The following is a 20,454-nucleotide window of genomic DNA, read 5'->3' on the forward strand; positions in this document are numbered from 1 at the left end:
AAATCAAACTATTAATATTTAAGCGCGCATAACTTTATGATATCAAAACTAATTAGATTTACCCTTTGCTTTGCCCTATTTTATAGTGCGCAAAGTGCTGCATACAACGAAGCTATGTGCATTTTAATTAAACAAGAAATGCAGCAAAATAGTAATAATAAAGCGAGTCAAAAATATCGTAAGGCAGCGCGTGATTACAAAAATAACTGTAATAAGCCAAAAGAAATTCAAGCACAACCTAAGCCACAAATAATAGAGCCTGAACCGGCGATTATTACTCAGCCGCAACCTAAAATTGTTGAACCTGCCCCTGTAATACAACTCACTGAAGAAGCTGTTAAAGATAGCATCAACGAGCAAACACTTAATTTAACTGATGATCAAAAACAACAAATTAACGATCAGCTAAATACCAACAGTAACGAAATAGTAATTGATGCAGAGCCAACAACAGCAGTACCTGAGCAAGTAGTTACAGAGCAAAAAAACGAAGCTGTGATAGAGCAAGTACAACCGGCGACGCCAGAGCAAAACGTGCAACCTACGCTTGAAAAGCCTGTACCTGTAAAACCAGCACCTGTGTTAACTAAACCAGCGCCAGTAATTGCGCCGCAACCTGTAGCGCAGAGCCCAAGCTCGTTACTTTTACCCACTTTAATACTTGTTATAGTGATACTTATTGGCGCTATGATAGTCGTGCGCCTGCGCCGTGCAAAACAAAGTAAAGCGATGGCAGAACCGACTATAGCGGCTCCACCTGAAGTTAAATCAGAAAAAATTGCTACGCCAGCTAAACCTGACACTACAAAAGAGCCAGAGATTGAGCCTGTTGTCATCAACGAAGTAACTCAAAATAATAAACCAGTTGAGAGCAGCGTAGAGGCAAATGAAGAGCCTTTAGAGCCTACGAACACTACACAAAATGCTGATATTGAACATACACCACCGCAAATTTCAGATGAGCAAAACAACGTAGCTACACAAGTGCAAACAAGCAAAATTGAGCCTACACCGCTTAACTCAATTGATACTTTAGAGCAAACAAGTACCGCTACGTTTAACGAAGTAAAGCAAAAACCTGAGCCTAATACAGCCGAGTTTGAAGCAGCAGCAAAAACAACCTTAGAGCGTATTAAAAATGCCAGCAGCTTTAATGAGCCAGAAGTACGCGACTTTGATCCAGATGCAAAGCCTGTAAAAAAACAACGTAAGCACCATACAGCGCAAGTAATGGAACCTGCGCCAATAGAAGCCGAACACAACACTGTAGAGCCGGTTATTAGTACTCCTGAGCCAGTAACAGCGAGTGAGCCGGTTGTAGATTTACACGCACCAGAGCAAATAGCTGACGCTCAATCGACTACATATACAACAGAGCAAGACTTTAAAGAACCAGAGGTACGTACATTTAATCCAGATGCACCATTACCTGGTGAAAAGCCGATGCCTAAAAAACAAAGCGCAACACCTGAGCAAACACAAACAACACCGCAAGTTGATGAGCCAGTAAGTGAGCCTAAAAAAGCAGACAGTAACAATCCATTTGCTAACTTGTCGTTAGACTCAAGCTGGGATCCTGACTCAACTGAAAAGCCCAAAATAGAAGAGAAAAAACGCGCGCCTAAATCGCAAGCATTGATAGATGCAGAAGAACGCGCTAAAAACATGCAAACCAAATAGTAAGTTTTAAAGTAGCGCCTCATATTTGAGGCGCTGCTTCCGTAACCAAATAATTAACTGCTTTTTTACCGTATTACTTACACTCCTATTTCATCCTAAAATGCGCCTTAGTAATTAGGAGCTTCGCTCCTTGCGCGAGCAAGCTCAGCGCCTGGCGCAATATTCAAGCTTGAGAGTGTTTTATAAGCTTACAACTTGTTGGCGCGATGAGTGCAGTGCACACATTTGTCTGGTGGTATTTTTAGACTGGAGTTTACGTCTACGTTATCCGCAGCCATAAATTAAAGTAACTTGGTCAACATGCCCTAGGTAAGTTTATTTTTAAGCTTTAACCCGCCAATTAATAGCAGTGGCCCTATAAACATGGCAAGGCCATACACGCCACCGGTAACTGCGTATTCTGGTTTATTTAAAAAGCTAATAGCGATTAAAATAGCTAACGATGCATTTTGAATTCCAACCTCAATTGAAAGCGTCAGCGAATCAGTTAAATTTAATTTTGAACACTTAGCAATTAACCAACCAACAACCATTGAGCCAATATTAAGCACTATGCACGCCCAAAATACATCGTTAAATGAGCTAACTAATAAATCGCGCTCTTTTATTACTAGTGCGGCAATCATCATAAGCATAAAAAACAACGAGAAGCGTCTAAAAAACGGCTCTGCTTTAATGGCAAAATCACTTTTAAAGTGACGTAACCAAATGCCTATAGCAACTGGCACTAAGGTAATAAAAAATAGCCCTAATGAAGTAGTTAAAATAGAAAAAGTAGCATCGTCTGCTGGGGCAAGCAGCTAATATCATTAATCCAATAGCGATAGGCGTTGCTAGGTTAAGTAAATAACACAGCCCTAATGCTAATAAAGGCATTGCTACAAGTTGGCCTATTAAACCCATGACAATGCCAAGCGGGTTTTTAAATAGACGAGTAAAATCGGTTGTTGTGAGCCCAAGACCCATACCAAACATAATAAGTGCAAGAGCGAACGGAAGTATTACTTCGGTTAATATAGATGCATTCAAATTAGACAGCCTCGTTTGTTATTGTTTTTAATTAGAGTGTTAATTTTAAGTTAACTGCATACCAATTCGCTTAATTAAGTGATCTATTTTGAGGATAGAAAAACGTGTTGATAGCTAGGCAAAAAATTCGCTATTTAGTTGTTATAAATGAGAGTTTTTTAACACAGGTAGCGACACGTTTAGCCCCGCAAAATGATTAAGTATTATTGCGGATTGGTATAATGCCCCTTTACAATAAATCCTAATGCTAGAAGTATTACTTATTTAAAATAGTAGAAATGCGTTTACCCAGCTCTGGAAGTACATCTTGTTCAAACCATGGATTCTTTTTAAGCCATATATTATTACGCGGACTCGGATGTGGAAGTACTAAATAATTTGGCCAATACTCACGCCAAGATTTTACTAACTCCGTAAGTGGCATTTTTTTAGTCTCCGGTAAATGATACGCCTGCGCGTATTTACCAAGCACTATTGTAAGCTCAATATTTGGTAGTGCAGCCAATAATTGCTCTCGCCATGCTGGGGCACATTCTTTTCGAGGTGGTAAATCACCCGTTTTACCCTTACCTGGGTAACAAAAGCCCATAGGTAAAATGGCTATATTATTAGCGTCGTAAAATTCATCACGTGTTAGCCCAAGCCATTCTCGTAGGCGGTTTCCGCTTGCATCGTTAAACGGCACACCTGTTTCGTGAACTTTGATTCCAGGTGCTTGGCCTGCAATTAAAATACGTGCGTTTGGGTTAAATTGTATAACAGGGCGAGCCCCTAAAGGTAAATTAGGTTCACAGATCACGCATTTACTAACTTGGTCTATTAATTGGTGACTATTCATGTTTATTTGGCCTTAAATGCTTAATATTCATCCTAAATGGCCATTTAGGATGAATGAGTTGGTAAAAAATCGGTTTATTTTAGTTAAAACGAGCGTTAGTTAGTAAAATCGTGATCTTTGAGCTCATTCGCTCTACAGGCCCTTTTAAATCTAGTGTTTCTCTGCCCATACAGCAAATTCATTGCCGCTCGGCTCTGCAAAATGAAACCGGCAACCACCCGGAAATTCAAAAATAGATTTTAATATTGTGCCACCATGGAGTTGTACTTTTTTATACGTGGCGTGAATGTCGTTACTATAAAAAATCAATAGCGCAGCACCGTTTTGAGTTAGCGATTTAAGCGGCGCATTAAAAAAACCACCATCAAGCCCTTGGCCACTAAACGCCGTGTATTCTGGGCCGTAGTCGGTAAACTGCCAATTAAATACACGACTAAAAAAGGCCTTAGTTGCGGGTAAGTCGCATGCAGGAAACTCAACGTAGTTTAATTTTTCGTGATCGCTCATCGTTATTCACTCTTTATTTTTACTCAGTTTATTAACCTTAAGCTTTACATAGAGCCTGTGCAATATCATTAAATAATATCAGATCAGTATTTTACTAAGTAATTAAGTAATTAAGTAATTAAGTAAGCATAACTTACTTAAAAGTTAAATATCACAAATGAGAATAACTATCTTTTGTATTTGTAACATATATAATAGCGCCTTTGTTTTATTCTCAGCTTTAAATAAAGGGATTAATTAACTATGCAGGCACCTTTGCACAGTTCGCCATTCGATAAGGTTAACGTGATTGCGCTTATAGTAAAAAGCGTAAGCAGTTATCGAGTTTTGGTATTTTTACGTTTTTTTATTGCCATAATTGGTGGCTATGCTTTTACCTCTGCAAGTACTGCGTTATTAAGCTTTGTGTTGCCAATAGCTAAACAAGACGCTGTGCTTTTTAGTGTTTCAATTAGCATTTTAATTTATGCCGTTGTATTTATTTATGCCTTTAGCGTTAAATCATTAAAAACAGTGTGGATCAGTATTTTACTAAGTACGGGTGCGTTCATTGGATTGCTTGCATTACTGAAGGGTTGGGTATGAAAGACAGCTTTTTCAGATCGATGACTTGGTTGCACACTTGGGTAGGGTTACTCGTTTGCTGGTTATTATATTTAATATTTTTTGCAGGGACTCTTAGCTTTTTTAGAGACGAAATAACGTTGTGGAATCAACCAGCCATTCATAATGTGCAAGCCCAAACACAGCGTATAGAAGCGCAAAAACAACAAATAATTACCGGATTTGATTACTTAGCTAACCATGGAGCTAACTCATCAAGCTGGCGTATTACATTACCCGAGCCACGTATTCCTTATTTAATTTATGGTTATGCAAAGCCAAAAGAACCAGGTCAGCGCCGCAGTAAGTTTGAAAACACACAGCTAAACCCTAATACCATGAAAGAGCTTGAGCCCTTTGTAGATACTAAAGGTGGTAACTTTTTTTATCGGTTGCACTATGATTTACATTACATGGATGCAATAACAGCACGCTGGATTGTGTGCTTTGCTAGCTTTTTTATGCTGATTGCCATTATATCGGGCGTGGTTATTCATAAGCGTATTTTTAAAGATATGTTTAGCTTTAGGCGTAACAAAGGTAGCCGTACGTGGTTAGATGCCCATAACTTAAGCTCTGTACTTGCCCTTCCTTTTCATTTAATGATTACTTACACTGGCATGATTACGCTCATATTTATGTTGTTTCCCTACCCTGCGCAAACGTCTTACGATAACGGCATGCGTGGCTTTTTTAACGATGTAACCCCTCGCAATACCATGACCGATAAAGCTCAAGGCGAATCATCAATGGTGCCGATTCAAAGCATTTTGGATCAGGTTTATACTAAGTGGCCTCATGCAGATATTACTCGCGTACAAGTTAACCAACCAAATATGGCAGCTTCAACAATTACCGTATTGGTAAGCGCAGGTAAAACACTGCGTGACCAAGCACCACGCTTAATATTTAGTGGTGCTACAGGGCAAATGGTCGCTAAAACTGATGACGAGCTAACTAGCAGCAAAGCGCTTTACGAATCACTTAATTCTATGCATACAGGGCGTTTAGCTACGTGGTTGTTGCGCTGGTTATACGTATTAGGCGGTATTGCAGGCTGTGTAATGATTGGCTCTGGCTGTATTATGTGGGCTAAACGAATTCGCGAGCGAACTAAAAATAACGTTAAACCTTCATTTGGTTTAAAACTAGTTGAGGGGTTAAACCTAGCCACTATTATGGGGCTTCCACTGGCAACGTGTGCATTTTTTATTGCTAACAGACTACTTAGCCCAACTACCGCAGAGCGCGCAGATAAAGAAATACTCGCGTTCTTTTTAACATGGCTAGCGGTTGCTCTTTTAGCACTTATAAAGCGCGATGCACTGCAATGGCGAGTTATGGCAGCTATAAATGCTGTTGCATGTTTAAGCGTACCGGTTATTAATGCACTTACAACTAAGGGTAATATAGTTAGCTATTTGATGCACAAACAGTGGGCTTTACTTACTTTTGATGCACTGTTTTTGTTATTTAGTATATTGTTTTTTATACAAACCGAAAAATTACGTACTGCTAAAAACAACTCAAAAATAATCAGCCCTAGTCAATCTAATAACCTTAAAAGGCAAAAACCATGATTGATTTACTTGGGTTTAGCCTATGCCTGCTCAGTTTTAACTGTTTTGCGCTGGCTAAGTATAATCATTTTAAAGATGTATTTAAAAAACGCCCTACAGAACCCCAACGTAAAAAGCTGCTATTAGCTGCTTGGATCAGTATTTTACTAAGCTTGGTGCTTTGTATAGTTACTCAAGGTGGATATGGAGCATTACTATTTTGTGGATTTATGAGCCTAAGTGTCTTAATTATAATGATTTTTTATAATTTTTTAGTAGACTACGTAAAGTGGTTTAGTGTTTTAAATAGCGTGTTAGTTGTACTAAGTGGGTTGTTTTTAGCGTTGAACTAGCCTTAGTTAGTAAAAACGTGATCCGTTACTTTCTCATAGATTAGGCAAAAAAAATGGCAAGCTATATAGCTTGCCAACAATAGGGGATATTCAGTGTTTCTAATACTTGCTGTCTCACGGCAAGTGCACACAATATAACTATAATATATTTAAGTTACTTTACAGTTAGATGACTCTTTTATTACTACTGTAAAGGGGCTTTACATTGTTTATTGCTCAACCCAAATAATCTGATCGGTAGCAAAGCCCAACTCTTTAGCTTTAGTTAAAAAGTGATCTTTAAGCTCTTTGCTAACCGTTGGTGTACGCGACAAAAACCACAAGTAATCTTTGTTGTAACTGGTTATAAATGCATATTGATAATCGGGTTGGTCAAGTTCAAAAATCACGTAAGCGCCATAAAATGGACCAAAAAACGAGACTTTAAAATGTCCTGTGTCGGTGCCCTCAACAAACTTGGCCAAGCCTTCGGCGTCATCCCATTTTTTATCATCCGTTAAATACCCTTTGTTAAGGACCTTTACTGTGCCGTCGTCGTTAATTGAATAAGTAGCGGTAACTTGCTCCATACCTTCTTCGAATGAGTGATTGAGCCGCGCTATTTCAAACCATTTGCCTTTATATTTTTGTATATCAAAGTTTTTAACGGGTGTTATTCCCTCAGGAGGGCTGGTGCAAGCACTAAGAAAAAACAACCCCGTAATAAGTAAACCGTATTTAATAGCCTTCATGTAAGCTCCTTTTTAAATTACATAAATAGTACGTATTATCTAAATATAGATGAGTATAAAGTTTGCTAGCCGATTAAAAAAATTTGCTATAGGATCATATTAATTCTAAAGCAATAAAAATGACCATAGCATGAAAATTTGGGTAGATGCAGACGCGTGTCCTGTTGTTATAAAAGAAATACTTTTTAGAGCTGCAGAGCGTATGAAAATCGAGACTATTTTAGTGGCTAATCACGCAATGCGTATCCCGCCGTCAAAATACATAAGTCGCGTTCAAGTATCGTCAGGGTTTGATGTAGCCGACGACGAAATAGTAAAACGCGTTGAAAAAGGCGATTTAGTTATTACGGGCGATATTCCGCTAGCAAGTGAAGTAATTGATAACGGCGGGCAAGCACTAAACCCACGTGGCGAGCTTTATACCACCGAGAATATCCGCTCAATACTTAACGTGCGCGACTTTATGGATACCATGCGCTCAAGCGGCGTAGAAATGAGTGGTGGGCCGCCGCCACTTAGTCAAACCGATCGCCAAAACTTTGCAAATAACCTCGACCGCATTTTAGCGCAAAATAAGGCAAAGTAAGTGACAGAGCAAGTTGTTGGTTTAGGTGAGTATAATTTTAATGTAGCCGTGTATGTCGCAAAAGCACCGCCTATGCCCTACTTTGAAACCCTACAAAGTATAGAGCCGGTAATTAACGAGCAAATAAATACCATAAACCAGCACTGTGGTAATGGTTGGCGCAAAGTGTTTAACGTGTACGCAAAAGTGCTATTTTCCCTGCCAAGTGAGCATTATTCATTTGCCAAACAAGCCCCTACTTGGCAACAATATCGCGATGAGTTTTTACTGCAAAAAAACAGTAAAACCGCCCTGCTATTTAGCGCGCCTGACACTACTATTACTTGCCCAGATAAAGCTACTAGCAATAAAAACCAGCTACATATAATTGCTGGGCGTACGCACGCTAAAAACTTATTACAACAAGGTAAGTTGCATGCACGATTTGATTGGCTCGACGACGAGTTTGCAATAGACACAACTAACAACATTATTGTGTGCCCATATTTTGATTACAGGCAATTAAGTAATATAAAAATTGCGAGATTAAGCGAGCTAGTCGCGCAGCTAAAAGGCACTAAATAACACATTGTAAGGAACGACCATGGCCGGAATTTTAGAGTTAAACGAATTATTAAGATCAATGCAGCCAGCGCTTAAGCAAGGCGAGTATATTTTTTGTTGCTTAGCAGGGAAATTGGCTGATTATGTTCATTTAGAGCCACTTGCTACTTATGCTGAAGAAGAAGGGCTAACCCTTTTTTTAAAAGCTGAAACCGCCGATAAAGCAGGTATTACTTACGAAGGTAAATATAATTTAATTACCCTTAACGTACATTCAAGCTTAGAGGCCGTAGGGCTAACTGCTGCGGTATCGGCAAAGCTGACTGAGCATGGCATTAGCGCTAACGTGGTAGCTGCGTTTTATCATGACCATATTTTTGTGCAAACAGATAAAGCACAAGCCGCAATGAAAGCACTTGAAGAGATTGGTTAGGGTTGCTGACACAGTAATGATCTGAGTAATGTGGATATTAGTGCGTCGGGTGGCACTTCACTTAACCGACCTACGCTTAGAGAAACTTCGGGGTGTAGAGAGGGTTATATAAAAACACCGAGTTTGTTCACTCGGTGTTTTTATTGGTGCTAAATAGCGGGTGCTTGTTTAGCTTGTAACACTTAAACTACATATCCGCTAAAACCTAGGGCTTTAAAATACAGCTTCGGAATGCCAAATTTGCACTCATTTAGCAATTCGCTAAAGCGCATTCTATCAAGCGGGTAAAACTCATTTTCTAAGTCGTGCCCTGTTTGTGTTTTACCTGTTTCGGTTAAACCCAATTGCGCGCAAGTTGTAAGCTGGGCTTCGCGCTCAAAAGAAGTTTCGGGGCGCATTAAATCTGCAATATAAAGGTTGGCGTCTTTTTTAAGGCTTCCTTTAATCGCTTTTAATAACTCTTTTTTATCGCCGTTGTCTTCTAAAAAATGCATTACTAGTAAACATAAAACGGCATCGGCTTTAACCGATAACTTATCAACGGGGCCATTATGTACATCTACGCGACTTGTTATGCCTTGTTCATCAAATTGCTGCTGTGCGATAGCAAGCATATCGGCTGATGTATCTTGCGCAGTAAATTGCCATGTAGGGTTTAGTGCAGCCAGTGAAAGTACTTCTTTGCCTGTGCCTGCCCCTACTACCAAAATATGCGCATTGTCGCTTAGCGTTGCTTGTAGTTGCGCATTAGTGAGCTGATGTAATAATTCATAACCAGGCACTAAACGGGTTATGCGGCTATCGTATTGTGTTGCTTGCTCGCCTGTAAACGTTGGCATTGTATCTCCTTGTTTTCAGTAATGTTGCTTATGAAATTTCAACTGTGGAATATCCACCTGGCTTTTTGGCTACATGCACTTGAGTGGCTACACGCTCGCTCATTTGTGTTACGTGCGATATAATGCCTACTTTTCTGCCTTGTGCTTGCAAAGAATCCAAAGCGTCCATTGCAATGCTTAGGGTTTCGCTGTCTAACGTACCAAACCCTTCGTCAATAAACAAAGAATTGATTTGTACTTTGTTAGACGAAAGCGATGCTAAACCAAGTGCAAGCGCTAGCGATACTAAAAATGACTCACCGCCCGAGAGCGTATTAACAGAGCGTTGCTCGTCGGCCATGTCGCGGTCGATAATTGCAATGTCGAGCGTTTGCGCTATTGCGGTTAATTCGTACCGTTTGTTGAGTGTTTTTAAATGACTGTTGGCATAGTGCAGTAATATTTTTAACGTTTGTGTTTGTGCTAAGTTACGCATGGTTTTACCCGTTGCATCGCCCAATACTTTATTAAGCAAGTGCCACTGCTCTACCTGTGTTTTAAGCGTAGTTAACTCGGCTTGTTTGCCTTCAAGCGCCTTTGCGTTTTGGTTGTGTTGCTCAATAGCGGTATTAGTTGCTAGTAATGAATTTTGCAGCTGCGTTTGTTGCTCATTTAAGCTGCTTAATTGCGTACTTAAAGCCTCTGCACTTTGTGTTGGCTTATCGCTACTGTTGTGTTTTTCAAGCGTAAGTTGCTGCTGTTTTAAAGCGGCATTTGCATCTGTTAACGCTTGAGTTAACTGCTCGTGTTGATTTAAATGCGCTTTAATAGTCTCGCTACTTAGCGTTAGTAAAATTTTGACCTGTTCGTGCGTTACATCGCTGTATTGCGCTTTAAAGTCAGCAAACCACTGGTTATAACGTGCCTCAAGTGTTGCTAGTTCTTGGCTGTTTTCAAGTAAGCGTTGCTCCACATTTTTAAGCGTTATAGCGTGCTCATCTCGTTGTTTTATCGCGTCGTCATAGGCTTTTTGACTCGCTTGAACCTGCGATTGTTTTTGCTCTAGCTCACTTGTAAGTTTTGCTTGGTAGTCGTCTGCGCTTATTTGCTCGTTATTAAATAAAGCTAAGCGCTCACTTTGCACAGTGCTTAGTAAATTTTTAGCTTTAACAAGCTCTTCATTAAGTGCTTTTAACGATTGCTCGCTTTTACTTACAAGCGGGGTAAGCTGCTTTATTTGCTCACTAGCTTTGTCTTGGCGCTTTTGGCTTTGTTCAAGTTGCGTTTGAGTTTGCTGATACTGCGTAACCTGCTCATGTAGCTCGCTAAGTTCAAGCGTATTGGCTTGTAGTTGCTGCCAAAAATCACTGTTTTCAAATTGATTATTGAGCGTTGTACCCAGCTCGTTAATTTGCGCACTTAGCTCGCTATGTTTACTCGTTAACTGGTTTTTCTGGTGTGTAAGCTCAAGGTGTTTATTACTTAGTTGCTGCTGTACTTGCTGCTCTGCTTTAAGTGCTGCTTGTAGCTCATTTACTTTGGTTTGCAGTGTACGCTGGCGCTTTTGCTGCTCAAAGTATTGCGCTTTTTGCTCCGTTAACTGCTTATAAGTCACTTCAAGCTGATCAGGCGTTAAGTCGTTAAGCTCTGTGCGTGCGCCTAGCATGGTATTTTTAATGTCGAGCTGTTTGGCTTTTGCTGTTTGTATTATTTGCTCAAGTTGTCCGTGTTCAGCAGTTAATACAGCATGTTGAGTTTGATGTTTATGCAGCTCGCTTTGTGCATGATCAAATTGCTTTTTAGCGGTATTAAAAGCATTTTCAAAATCAGTAATTAAGTTATTTAATTGCTGGTTTTGGTTTACCGCATACGGGTGATCCGTTGCGCCGCACACTAAACAAGGCTCATTAGGGCGAAGCTCAGTGCGTAAATGCTCTACGTTTTCGCTGGCTCTTAAGCGCGCTTGGTTAAGTGCGTACTCGCTGCCTTTAAGTGCTTGCTCACTGGTTATTAAATGCTGATTAAGTAAAGCATGGGCTTGCTGGCTTACATTTAGCTGCTGATTAAGTACGTGTTGGCGTTGAGTGCTTTGTTTTAGTTCTGCGTTAAATTGCTTATAGCGCTCTCGCTGCTCTTTTAAGTAATCAATACTTTTTAGCTGCGCGTCGCAGTGCTCTGCATTAAATTCATTAAGCTGAGTATTTAAAACCTGCAAAGCTGACTGCTCGCTCGTAAGTAACGCCTCGCACTGCTGCACTTTATTATTTTGTGTATTTAAACGCTCGCTCTGACCTGCAAGCTCGGTATTAAGAGTTTGGCTTTGTGCAAGGTTTGCAGTTAATTGCTGTTGTGCATTTAAGTAGGTATTAAAGCTTTGCTGATAGTAGCTCCAGTCTTTTGCTAAAACGTGCAGCGGTGCATGCTCATTAAGCCATTGCTGGCTTTTAATTGAGTCGGTATTAGCGAGTTCTAGCTCGTTATTGCTTTGTTTAAGCTGCTGTGTGAGCTCATCAAGTTGAGTTTGATCTTTGATTATTTGCGACTCTGCGCCTTTTACAGCTTGAGTTTGCAAAGCAATGCTGCTGTCGAGCTCTCGCGCTTTAGCTATAACGGGCGCTGCATTTTGTTTTTGCTCATTGGCGTTATTAAGTAGCTCAGTATGCTTAGCAAGCGCGGTGTTACGCTCGTTAATTACCGATATATGGTCAACACTTTTAAACGATGTTATTTGCTGATCCAACGCCGTATTTTGATCGGTTAATTTAGTAAAACGGCTGCGGTTATCTTTTATTTCAAGCGCCTGCTTGGCTTGTTTTGCTTGCTCGCTTTGATCAACGATACTTTCAAGCGCTGAGTTTGCTTGTTGCTGGGTTTGCTGTGCCTGCAGTAAGCTTTGCTCAAGCACTGTAGCTTGCTGATACCAGTTAAGTGCTTTTTCGGTTTTGGTCAGCTCTTTTTTAGTGTGTTCGGTTTGCGCTTTTAAATCGGTTAACTTGGTTTGTTGTAACTCGAGTTCTTCTGGTGTTAATAAGGTATAGCTTTCAAGGCCTGCTTTGAGCGCTTCAAGCTTTGCTACTTGCTCTTTATGGCGCTCAAAAATACGCACACCAATACGGCTAAATTTATCGGTGCCTGTTAAGCACTCTAAAAGTTGCGCTCGCTCATCGCCAGTGGCTTTTAAAAATGCAGAAAACTCATGTTGCGCTAAAAGTACGGCACGGGAGAACTGCTCAAAGTTAAGCCCTATTTTGCTCTCAACTTCTTTTATTGTGTGGCTTTTGTCAGCTATTAGGGTTTCGTCTGGCAGGGTAACTAAAGTGTGCTCTGCAACTTTAAGCTTGCCTGTTACTTTTTTATGGGTGCGTGAAATTGTATAGCGCGCACGATAAAGTTGTTTATCTTGCCCTAAAAAGTCAACCTCGGCGTAACCTTCCCATGTGCCTCTGCGTAGCAAGTTTCGCGCATCATTAAGCTTAATGCTGTCGCCATTAAACTCAATTAAGTTACCTTTATCACCGCGTAGCCTCGCTGTTTTTGTATAAAGGGCTAAACATATCGCATCTAAAAAAGTACTTTTACCAGCGCCGGTATCGCCTGTTATCGCAAATAAGCCTGCATCTTTTAATGGGGCTTGAGTAAAGTCTATTTCAGCATCAACTATTGAGGCTAAATTATGAATACGAACTGCGGTTATTTTCATAGTTGTTCTTGCTCCGTAAGCTCGTTTATCACATCACTTAAAAGTGCTTTTAGCTCATCGGGTACACTTTGCCCTGCCATATCTTTATCGTTTGCGAACGCTTGTTCTAATAAGTTAAGCGGGTTGAGCATTTCAACTTCGCTTAAATCTTCAAATACGGTGTTGTCATCATTTTGCGCTGATTGTTCACGTACACGTTCAATACCACAAAATTTAATATGCTTGCCTTCAAGTGCTTGTTCTATTTGTTCTCTGAAGGTGGTGTCGGTATCGCTTGATTTAAGCTTTACCCGTAAATAAGGCGCTATTGTATTTTGTGCAGTGTCGAGCGCTTTAATTTGCTCGCATAGTTCGCTTAATGGCACACACTCCCCTTTTGGTAAAACAATTACATCGGCAGAGCGCGGAATGTAAAGGGGGTTTACAGTTGTACTAATATGTTGTTTTTCATCAATAATAAACTCAACAACATTTACTTGGTGCGTGTAGTTACGTTCTGAAAACGACATAGGTATAGGTGTGCCGCTGTAGCGAATAATATCGCTTTTAGCGACTTGTTGCGCTTTGTGTAAATGACCAAGGGCAACATAGTTGGCTTGTTTACCAAATACATTGGCTGAAATAGACTCCTCACCACCTATTACTAAGTTACGCTCAGAATCACTTGAGATATCCCCGCCTTTTGCGTGTAAATGCCCCATAACTATTAATGGTGAGTTTTGCTCGTTTATATTAGTAGCTTGCTCTAGTGCAAGTTCATAAGCTTTTGCAACGCCTTGAGCATAACTAGAGCCGCTTTCAGTTTGGCTAAGTAAACTTACATCGCTTGCGCGTAAAAATGGCATAGCGACGATTACAGCGCGTTTACCATTGGTATCTATGGTAATAACAGTTTCATCGGGTGTCGCGACATCAAAGCGCCCTACTACGTGTGTATCAAATTGCGCTAGTAATGGCTGAGCTGCCAAAATACGATTTGCAGAGTCGTGATTACCCGCAATAATTACTACGTGTAATTGTGGGCATGCCTTTTTGGCGTCTTTAATAAATTGGTAAAGCTGATTTTCGGCGCTAGCGCTTGGAGTCGCGGTATGATAAATGTCGCCTGCAACTAAAAGTAAGTCTATTTGTTGTTCAACAAGAGTGGCTAATAACCATGTAAAAAAGGCTTGATGTTCAACACGGCGGTCGTGTTCGTAGAATTGTTGGCCAAGGTGCCAATCTGAGGTGTGGAGGACTTTCATGTCGCGCTCTTAATTAAACCGTAAGAGCGCCAATATACCCAAGGCAGTTAAAGATGCAAGCCTAAGCCGTGCATTACCTTAGGTTAAACTGTACCAAGCTGAAAAAACAACCGGTAATGCTAAAAGTGCCATTAATAATGGAATTTTTAACGTTTTAGTTTGTTTTGCGTGTAGCGCCTTTAATGCATTAGTTTCGTTGCACGCTGCTACTTTATCGATATAAAAATAACCCGAATCGAGATACTGCTTACAGTTATTCTCACTTGCTGGAATCGCAATTAGTTCTTGTTGTTTTTTTAGGATGTAAAAATCCATAAGCCCACCGCATTTCTTGCTAGTAATCGATATTAATTTGAGGATAAATGTGACGAATTTATTTGCCTCAAATAAAAAGGTTGGCGATTTTAAATATAAACTGCACTAAAGATCAACCTAAAATTGAACTATTTATCATTTATCGTAAAAATAGCGAATATTAAGGAAGTTCGGCAATATTTGAGCCAATAATTCAGCTGTTTTCACTGTATTTTTGTTCAGTAGAGGGGGCTTTTAGCTCATTTTACTTGTTGGAAGTTTGAGACGCTTATACATAGGATTATTGGTTTACCTGATAATGCTAAAGCAATACTTTTTAGCAAAGTAGGTAAAGTTAATGTGCTTTTTCCGAGCTCTAAAGCTTGTATTTAACAGCTCAAAACCATTATTAAAACCCACTTTTGTAAACCCCCTTTACAATATTTATTTAGTCGTATTTTGTTACAAAATAATTGTACTTTTTAATCTAAAAAACTAAGTGAATATCACCCTAAAAATACGGTACTTGGTCGCTAATTTATTGAAGCTAACTGGTATATTTGTCAAAGTATGCTCACAAAATTATATTAGGACTAACAATGAAAAAAATAGGTCTTACGCTAAGTGCTTTTGTATTGCCTTTGGCAATATCTAGTGCGGCTATGGCGTCTTCAGTTGAGCAAACAAAAGGTACTTTTGTTGATAAATTTCGTCAATTAGACGAAGCGCTTCCTACACCCAATGTTTATCGTAGTGCCGCTGGCGAACCAGGTGAAAAATACTGGCAGCAACGTGTAAACTACGATATTGATGTAAAGCTAGATGAAAAAAAGCACCGTATTACCGGTAGCCAAAGCATTGAATATAAAAATAACTCTCCGCATACACTTAAATATTTATGGTTACAGTTAGATCAAAATATTTTTAAAAGTGATTCTATTGCCGAAACAACTAAAACGTTTAAAAGCACTTTAGAAAGCCTACCAGCTCAAAAGCCTGCTAAATTAAGTTTAGGTGACTTACGCCGTCAGCAATTTATGAGCGACAACGAACTGGGTTATACAATCAGTGGCGTAAAGGATGACGATGGTAAAGAGCTACGCGTAACTGTAGTTGATACTTTAATGCGCATTGATTTAAACGAGCCATTAAAACCAGGTAAAGAAGTAGAATTTAGCATGAACTTTGCCTTCAACATTGTAGAAGAAGATGCTGTAGGTGCACGTTCTGGTTACGAGCACTTTGAAGAAGATGGCAACGACATATTCTTAATTGCTCAGTGGTTCCCTCGCTTAGCGGCTTATACCGATTACGAAGCATGGACAAACAAGCCATTTTTAGGCTCTGGTGAGTTTACGCTTGAATTTGGTGATTACGATGTTGAGATTACTGTTCCGGCAGATCACATTGTATCGGCAACAGGTAAGCTTGATAACGCGAGTAAAGTACTTACAAGTACTCAGCGCAAACGTTTAAAGCAAGCTGAAACATCTAAGCGTCCTGTGTTTATTGTTAACGCAGAAGAAGCGCTAGAAAACGAAAAAGAAGGCACCGACAAAACTAAAACGTGGCACTTTAAAGCACAGAATGTTCGTGACTTTGCTTGGGCGTCGTCTCGTAAGTTTATGTGGGATGCAAAAGGTTATCAACAAGGTGGTGACGTTCAGCCTTTAGTTATGGCAATGTCGTTCTTCCCTAAAGAAGGTGGTGACTTATGGAAAAAGTACTCAACTGAAGCAGTAGTACACACAATGGAAGTGTACTCTAAGTATTCTTTTGATTACCCGTACCCAACTGCACAGTCGGTTAACGGCCCAGTTGGTGGTATGGAATACCCAATGATTACCTTTAACGGTCCGCGTACTAAGTTACAAGATGACGGTACTCGTACTTATTCTCAGGCTGAAAAGCGCTTTTTACTTGGCGTAGTTATTCATGAAGTGGGTCATATTTACTTTCCAATGATTGTTAACTCAGATGAGCGCCAATGGACGTGGATGGATGAAGGCTTAAATAGCTTTTTAGATGGTGTTGCTGGTCGTGAATGGGATCCTACTATTCCTTGGGGTGTTGAGCCTCGCGATATAGTGAGCTACATGAAGTCAGAAGTCCAAGTACCAATTATGACTCAGTCAGACAGCGTATTACGTTTAGGCCCAAATGCTTATACTAAGCCTGCCGCAGCACTTAATATTTTACGTGAAGTAATTTTAGGCCGTGACTTATTCGACTTTGCATTTAAAGAGTATGCTCAGCGCTGGAAATACAAGCGCCCTACCCCAGCTGATTTTTTCCGTACAATGGAAGAAGCATCTGGTGTTGATTTAGATTGGTTTTGGCGTGGCTGGTTTTACACCACAGATCATGTTGATATCTCTTTAGATAAAGTGTATCAACTTCGTTTAGACACTAAAAATCCTGATATTGATTACAGCCGTTTACGTGATATTGAGGCAGACAAGCCTACGTCATTATTTGTTGAGCGTAACCGCGCCGAAGGTAAAAAAACATGGGTTGAGCAAAATCCTGATGTTACCGACTTTTATGACGAAAACGACCGCTTTACTGTAACCAATAAAGAACGTAACTCGTACAATAAGTTTTTAAAAGGTTTAGAGCCGTGGGAGCGTAAAACGCTTGAACGTGCTTTAGAAGAAGATAAAAACTACTACGTTATGGAATTTTCAAACCTTGGTGGTTTGGTAATGCCTATATTGCTTGAGCTAACATATGAAGATGGCACAACCGAAGAGCGTTATATCCCTGCTGAAATTTGGCGTCGTAATTATAAAAATGTTCAAAAGCTAATTGTGACCGATAAAAACAAACCGCTTGTATCAGTTACTGTAGATCCAGGCTGGGAAACAGCTGACGTAGATGTTGAAAACAATAACTACCCTCGTCGTATTATTCCTTCACGTATTGAAGTGTTTAAAAAGGAAAAGAGTAAAGCTAAAGTAAGTCGCGATATCATGCAAGATATTAAAACTGAGCTTAAAACCGATGAGAAGAAAGACGAAAAAAATGACGGTGGGGATCCGCAATAATGCGCTTTTTGCTTATTATTGTTTGCCTTTTAGTTGCTGCGCCAAGTATGGCGCATCAACTAAAGTCGTCAGTTACAACCGTGCTTTTTAATAAACGAACGCATAATGTTGAATTAATGCATCGCTTTTATTTACATGATACCGAACACGCCGTAGGAACATTATTTGAAGGCAAAATCGATATTATTAGTAATAAAGCCGACCAACAGCGTTTTGCTAAATATGTTGAATCGCACGTTGCTCTACAAACGTTAAGTGGTGAGCCTTTACCACTTAGCTTTGTAGGGGCGCAAGTAGATGGTAAGTTTTTTTGGGTTTACCAAGAAGCACCAATTCCTGAAAACATTGAAGGAATTAAAATGAGCAATGGCGCGCTTCGTGATTTATGGCCATCTCAGGTAAATATGGTAAACGTTGAGGGCAAAGGTAAGATTAAAACCTTAAACTTTGCACAAGATGATACTTGGCTCGAAGCCCGCTTTGAGCCAAATTAGTAGTTAAAACTTCCCCAACCAACGCGCACTGCAGTTAATGTGCGCGTTTTCTTCAAACGTTTAAACTGCGTTCATTTTAGATCTGGTATATGTAAATTTACGTAAAAATTGGTAGTTCAATTTGTATATTTACCATTTTTTGCGCATGCTACAATTACCAATTATATTTACTGTATTATCAATAGATTGATAGCAGTGCAAATAAATAATTTAAATATAGTTAGTTTCATTTATCCCTTTAGCTGTAACTAGCTAGGGCATAAGCAGTAGAGAATTTTATGTTTAAATTTTATTTAGTAATAACTAAATTCAGGGAGTGATATGACGACTCAGATTGAGGCTATTTTTGGAGTGATTTTTGATTTGGATGGAACATTGGTTTCATCAGAATTAGACTTTGCATTAATAAAGGCCCAAATAGGTTGCCCTTGCGAGCAAGACTTACTTGATTACATTGCTAAGTTGCCCTCACCGTATATGCGTGAAGAGGCAATGAATATAGTTCACCAACACGAATTAATAGACGCACAACATGCCAGTATATTACCTGGGGTGAGTGAAGCTATTAATGCTTTAAAGTCTAAAAATATACCGATGGCAATTGTCACTCGCAATTTTGATAAAGCGGCTGCAATTAAATTACAAAATAACCCACTTCCTATTAGTACAGTTTTAACGCGAAGCGATGCTCCTGCAAAACCAGATCCTAGTGCTTTGAATGCTATTGCTACACTTTGGAACATTAATGCTAGAAATTTACTTTATGTAGGCGATTACCTTTACGATATTCAAGCTGCGCATAATGCAAATATGCGCGCATGTTTATACGCTCCAGAGTTGACGCCAGCCTACGCCGATCAGGCAGATTACGTTTTGCATGACTTTGCGGAATTAGTAACATTAGTTGAGAGTTATTCTGAAAAAATAGAGTTATGTTAAATAGCGTGCCATTTGATTTATTCTGACATAAGTTTGTAGTTATTAAAGTTTTTATTAATCAAGTTTTGCCCATTGCGGAGCTAGCCCAATACGTTTTGAATTGGTAAAATACCGCAAAACGTAACGTATTCATTAGGGGCACAAAATGGGCAGAGCATTTGTAGTTCGTCAAAGTTCTATGATCAAAACAGCCAATGCAAAAACAAAAGTAAACTCAAAGTACGGCAAAGAGATTTACGTTGCAGCAAAAAGTGGTGATCCCGATCCCGAAGTAAACCAAACACTTCGCCGTCTAATCGAAAAAGCTAAAAAAGACCAAGTACCCGCACACGTTATCGAAAAAGCAATTGAAAAAGCAGCCGGTGGCACAGGAGAAGATTACTCTGTTGCCCGTTATGAAGGCTATGGCCCTGGTAACTGCATGGTTATTGTTGACTGTTTAACTGATAATCCAAACCGTACTATCAAAGATGTACGTTTACCATTTACTAAAACAGACTCAAAAATTGGTACTCCTGGCTGTGTAGCGCATATGTTTGATCATTATGCGGTACTTGGCTTTGCAGGCGATGACGATGAAGTCGTATTAGAAGCATTAATGATGGCTGATGTTGATGTAAGCGATGTTGAAGCCGAGGACGGTAAAATATCAGTATTTGCACCGCCAACAGAATACTTTAAAGCTAAAACTGCCCTTGAAGACGCATTTGAAGGCATTAACTTTGAAGTAGATGAAATTACGTTTATTCCTCAAGTTAATATTGAAATTGAAGACGAAGAAGTTATTGCTAACTTTGATAAGTTTATAAATATGCTTGAAGATTGTGACGATGTACAAAATATTTATCACAATGCCATTGTAAAAAATTAAATGTAAACGGTTAAAAGCTTTAAAAAGCGTGTTTTGTGTATGCAAAACACGCTTTTTTACGTTTGAATAAATGTTAGATATTCATGTGTATTATGCTTATTTGAATATATATTTTTAAAATGCCTTAAAAGTGCTGTTATTCTAATTTTAGGCGATAAAAAAACCAGCTTTTAAGCTGGTTTAGT

Annotated in this window: 18 protein-coding genes and 1 pseudogene; 11 read left to right on the top strand and 8 right to left on the bottom strand. The window is 39.5% G+C overall.

Annotation, left to right across the window (positions count from 1 at the left end):
• Positions 1-36 precede the first annotated feature (36 nt).
• Positions 37-1,680: a cell surface protein gene (locus GQR53_RS11490; protein WP_165743993.1), complete on the top strand. Its 1,644-nt coding sequence runs from the start codon at positions 37-39 to the stop codon at positions 1,678-1,680.
• Between the two features lie 305 nt (positions 1,681-1,985).
• Here the strand turns inward: GQR53_RS11490 and GQR53_RS11495 are convergent.
• The 3 genes and pseudogenes from GQR53_RS11495 to GQR53_RS11505 all read right to left on the bottom strand — a co-directional run bounded on the left by GQR53_RS11495 (position 1,986) and on the right by GQR53_RS11505 (position 4,054).
• Positions 1,986-2,709: pseudogene (locus tag GQR53_RS11495) on the bottom strand (bile acid:sodium symporter family protein).
• Between the two features lie 256 nt (positions 2,710-2,965).
• Entirely contained in the window at positions 2,966-3,547 is a 582-nt protein-coding gene (locus GQR53_RS11500) for a uracil-DNA glycosylase family protein (protein ID WP_165743994.1), read from the bottom strand.
• A 150-nt stretch (positions 3,548-3,697) separates the two neighbouring features.
• Positions 3,698-4,054 carry a VOC family protein gene (locus GQR53_RS11505; protein ID WP_165743995.1) on the bottom strand — a complete coding sequence of 119 codons (357 nt, stop codon included), beginning with the start codon at positions 4,052-4,054 and terminating at the stop codon, positions 3,698-3,700.
• A 243-nt stretch (positions 4,055-4,297) separates the two neighbouring features.
• Here GQR53_RS11505 and GQR53_RS11510 point away from each other — a divergent pair, with 243 nt between their 5' ends.
• From GQR53_RS11510 to GQR53_RS11520, 3 genes are read left to right on the top strand one after another with little or no spacing between them, the layout of a single operon-like run.
• Positions 4,298-4,639: a hypothetical protein gene (locus GQR53_RS11510; RefSeq protein WP_165743996.1), complete on the top strand. Its 342-nt coding sequence runs from the start codon at positions 4,298-4,300 to the stop codon at positions 4,637-4,639.
• A complete protein-coding gene (locus tag GQR53_RS11515) occupies positions 4,636-6,237 on the top strand; it encodes a PepSY-associated TM helix domain-containing protein (protein ID WP_165743997.1) in 1,602 nt (533 codons plus the stop codon). Before GQR53_RS11510 ends, GQR53_RS11515 begins: the two co-directional genes overlap by 4 nt.
• Entirely contained in the window at positions 6,234-6,569 is a 336-nt protein-coding gene (locus GQR53_RS11520; protein ID WP_165743998.1) for a DUF3325 domain-containing protein, read from the top strand. The genes GQR53_RS11515 and GQR53_RS11520 overlap by 4 nt, the downstream gene beginning before the upstream one ends.
• 209 nt (positions 6,570-6,778) lie before the next feature.
• On the opposite strand, the gene GQR53_RS11525 is transcribed toward GQR53_RS11520, so the two are convergent.
• Positions 6,779-7,300, bottom strand: coding sequence for a lipocalin family protein (locus tag GQR53_RS11525; protein WP_024599452.1), 522 nt, complete (start codon positions 7,298-7,300; stop codon positions 6,779-6,781).
• A 130-nt stretch (positions 7,301-7,430) separates the two neighbouring features.
• On the opposite strand from GQR53_RS11525, the gene GQR53_RS11530 reads away from it, so the two are divergent.
• Genes GQR53_RS11530 through GQR53_RS11540 form a run of 3 tightly spaced genes read left to right on the top strand, consistent with a single transcriptional unit; the run spans position 7,431 to position 8,862 of the window.
• Entirely contained in the window at positions 7,431-7,886 is a 456-nt protein-coding gene (locus GQR53_RS11530) for a YaiI/YqxD family protein (RefSeq protein WP_165743999.1), read from the top strand.
• Positions 7,887-8,450, top strand: coding sequence for a hypothetical protein (locus GQR53_RS11535; protein WP_165744000.1), 564 nt, complete (start codon positions 7,887-7,889; stop codon positions 8,448-8,450).
• Between the two features lie 19 nt (positions 8,451-8,469).
• Positions 8,470-8,862, top strand: a complete 393-nt coding sequence (locus tag GQR53_RS11540) for an ACT domain-containing protein (protein WP_165744001.1) — start codon at positions 8,470-8,472, stop codon at positions 8,860-8,862.
• Positions 8,863-9,044: 182 nt separating this feature from the next.
• Here the strand turns inward: GQR53_RS11540 and GQR53_RS11545 are convergent, their stop codons facing one another.
• From GQR53_RS11545 to GQR53_RS11560, 4 genes are all read right to left on the bottom strand, one after another.
• Positions 9,045-9,701: a class I SAM-dependent methyltransferase gene (locus GQR53_RS11545; RefSeq protein WP_165744002.1), complete on the bottom strand. Its 657-nt coding sequence runs from the start codon at positions 9,699-9,701 to the stop codon at positions 9,045-9,047.
• 28 nt (positions 9,702-9,729) lie between these two features.
• Positions 9,730-13,380 carry an AAA family ATPase gene (locus GQR53_RS11550; RefSeq protein ID WP_165744003.1) on the bottom strand — a complete coding sequence of 1,217 codons (3,651 nt, stop codon included), beginning with the start codon at positions 13,378-13,380 and terminating at the stop codon, positions 9,730-9,732.
• Positions 13,377-14,624 carry an exonuclease SbcCD subunit D C-terminal domain-containing protein gene (locus GQR53_RS11555; protein ID WP_165744004.1) on the bottom strand — a complete coding sequence of 416 codons (1,248 nt, stop codon included), beginning with the start codon at positions 14,622-14,624 and terminating at the stop codon, positions 13,377-13,379. The genes GQR53_RS11550 and GQR53_RS11555 overlap by 4 nt, the downstream gene beginning before the upstream one ends.
• 78 nt (positions 14,625-14,702) lie before the next feature.
• A complete protein-coding gene (locus tag GQR53_RS11560; RefSeq protein WP_002959190.1) occupies positions 14,703-14,939 on the bottom strand; it encodes a hypothetical protein in 237 nt (78 codons plus the stop codon).
• 578 nt (positions 14,940-15,517) lie between these two features.
• On the opposite strand from GQR53_RS11560, the gene GQR53_RS11565 reads away from it, so the two are divergent.
• From GQR53_RS11565 to GQR53_RS11580, 4 genes are all read left to right on the top strand, one after another.
• Positions 15,518-17,965: a M1 family metallopeptidase gene (locus GQR53_RS11565; RefSeq protein ID WP_165744005.1), complete on the top strand. Its 2,448-nt coding sequence runs from the start codon at positions 15,518-15,520 to the stop codon at positions 17,963-17,965.
• Positions 17,965-18,459: a DUF6702 family protein gene (locus GQR53_RS11570; protein ID WP_165744006.1), complete on the top strand. Its 495-nt coding sequence runs from the start codon at positions 17,965-17,967 to the stop codon at positions 18,457-18,459. Before GQR53_RS11565 ends, GQR53_RS11570 begins: the two co-directional genes overlap by 1 nt.
• A 321-nt stretch (positions 18,460-18,780) precedes the next feature.
• Entirely contained in the window at positions 18,781-19,398 is a 618-nt protein-coding gene (locus GQR53_RS11575; RefSeq protein WP_165744007.1) for an HAD family hydrolase, read from the top strand.
• A gap of 145 nt (positions 19,399-19,543) precedes the next feature.
• Positions 19,544-20,269, top strand: a complete 726-nt coding sequence (locus tag GQR53_RS11580; protein ID WP_165744008.1) for a YebC/PmpR family DNA-binding transcriptional regulator — start codon at positions 19,544-19,546, stop codon at positions 20,267-20,269.
• The last annotated feature ends 185 nt before the right edge of the window (positions 20,270-20,454 follow it).

The organism is Pseudoalteromonas sp. Z9A6 (assembly GCF_011378805.1).
Taxonomy (GTDB): Bacteria; Pseudomonadota; Gammaproteobacteria; order Enterobacterales; family Alteromonadaceae; genus Pseudoalteromonas; species Pseudoalteromonas distincta.

What these genes read in the sequence shown, in the direction of transcription:
- GQR53_RS11490 (WP_165743993.1), top strand. Translation starts at nt 37, where the DNA reads ATGATATCAAAACTAATTAGATTTACCCTTTGCTTTGCCCTATTTTAT.
- GQR53_RS11500 (WP_165743994.1), bottom strand. Translation starts at nt 3,547, where the DNA reads ATGAATAGTCACCAATTAATAGACCAAGTTAGTAAATGCGTGATCTGT.
- GQR53_RS11505 (WP_165743995.1), bottom strand. Translation starts at nt 4,054, where the DNA reads ATGAGCGATCACGAAAAATTAAACTACGTTGAGTTTCCTGCATGCGAC.
- GQR53_RS11510 (WP_165743996.1), top strand. Translation starts at nt 4,298, where the DNA reads ATGCAGGCACCTTTGCACAGTTCGCCATTCGATAAGGTTAACGTGATT.
- GQR53_RS11515 (WP_165743997.1), top strand. Translation starts at nt 4,636, where the DNA reads ATGAAAGACAGCTTTTTCAGATCGATGACTTGGTTGCACACTTGGGTA.
- GQR53_RS11520 (WP_165743998.1), top strand. Translation starts at nt 6,234, where the DNA reads ATGATTGATTTACTTGGGTTTAGCCTATGCCTGCTCAGTTTTAACTGT.
- GQR53_RS11525 (WP_024599452.1), bottom strand. Translation starts at nt 7,300, where the DNA reads ATGAAGGCTATTAAATACGGTTTACTTATTACGGGGTTGTTTTTTCTT.
- GQR53_RS11530 (WP_165743999.1), top strand. Translation starts at nt 7,431, where the DNA reads ATGAAAATTTGGGTAGATGCAGACGCGTGTCCTGTTGTTATAAAAGAA.
- GQR53_RS11540 (WP_165744001.1), top strand. Translation starts at nt 8,470, where the DNA reads ATGGCCGGAATTTTAGAGTTAAACGAATTATTAAGATCAATGCAGCCA.
- GQR53_RS11545 (WP_165744002.1), bottom strand. Translation starts at nt 9,701, where the DNA reads ATGCCAACGTTTACAGGCGAGCAAGCAACACAATACGATAGCCGCATA.
- GQR53_RS11550 (WP_165744003.1), bottom strand. Translation starts at nt 13,380, where the DNA reads ATGAAAATAACCGCAGTTCGTATTCATAATTTAGCCTCAATAGTTGAT.
- GQR53_RS11555 (WP_165744004.1), bottom strand. Translation starts at nt 14,624, where the DNA reads ATGAAAGTCCTCCACACCTCAGATTGGCACCTTGGCCAACAATTCTAC.
- GQR53_RS11560 (WP_002959190.1), bottom strand. Translation starts at nt 14,939, where the DNA reads ATGGATTTTTACATCCTAAAAAAACAACAAGAACTAATTGCGATTCCA.
- GQR53_RS11565 (WP_165744005.1), top strand. Translation starts at nt 15,518, where the DNA reads ATGAAAAAAATAGGTCTTACGCTAAGTGCTTTTGTATTGCCTTTGGCA.
- GQR53_RS11570 (WP_165744006.1), top strand. Translation starts at nt 17,965, where the DNA reads ATGCGCTTTTTGCTTATTATTGTTTGCCTTTTAGTTGCTGCGCCAAGT.
- GQR53_RS11575 (WP_165744007.1), top strand. Translation starts at nt 18,781, where the DNA reads ATGACGACTCAGATTGAGGCTATTTTTGGAGTGATTTTTGATTTGGAT.
- GQR53_RS11580 (WP_165744008.1), top strand. Translation starts at nt 19,544, where the DNA reads ATGGGCAGAGCATTTGTAGTTCGTCAAAGTTCTATGATCAAAACAGCC.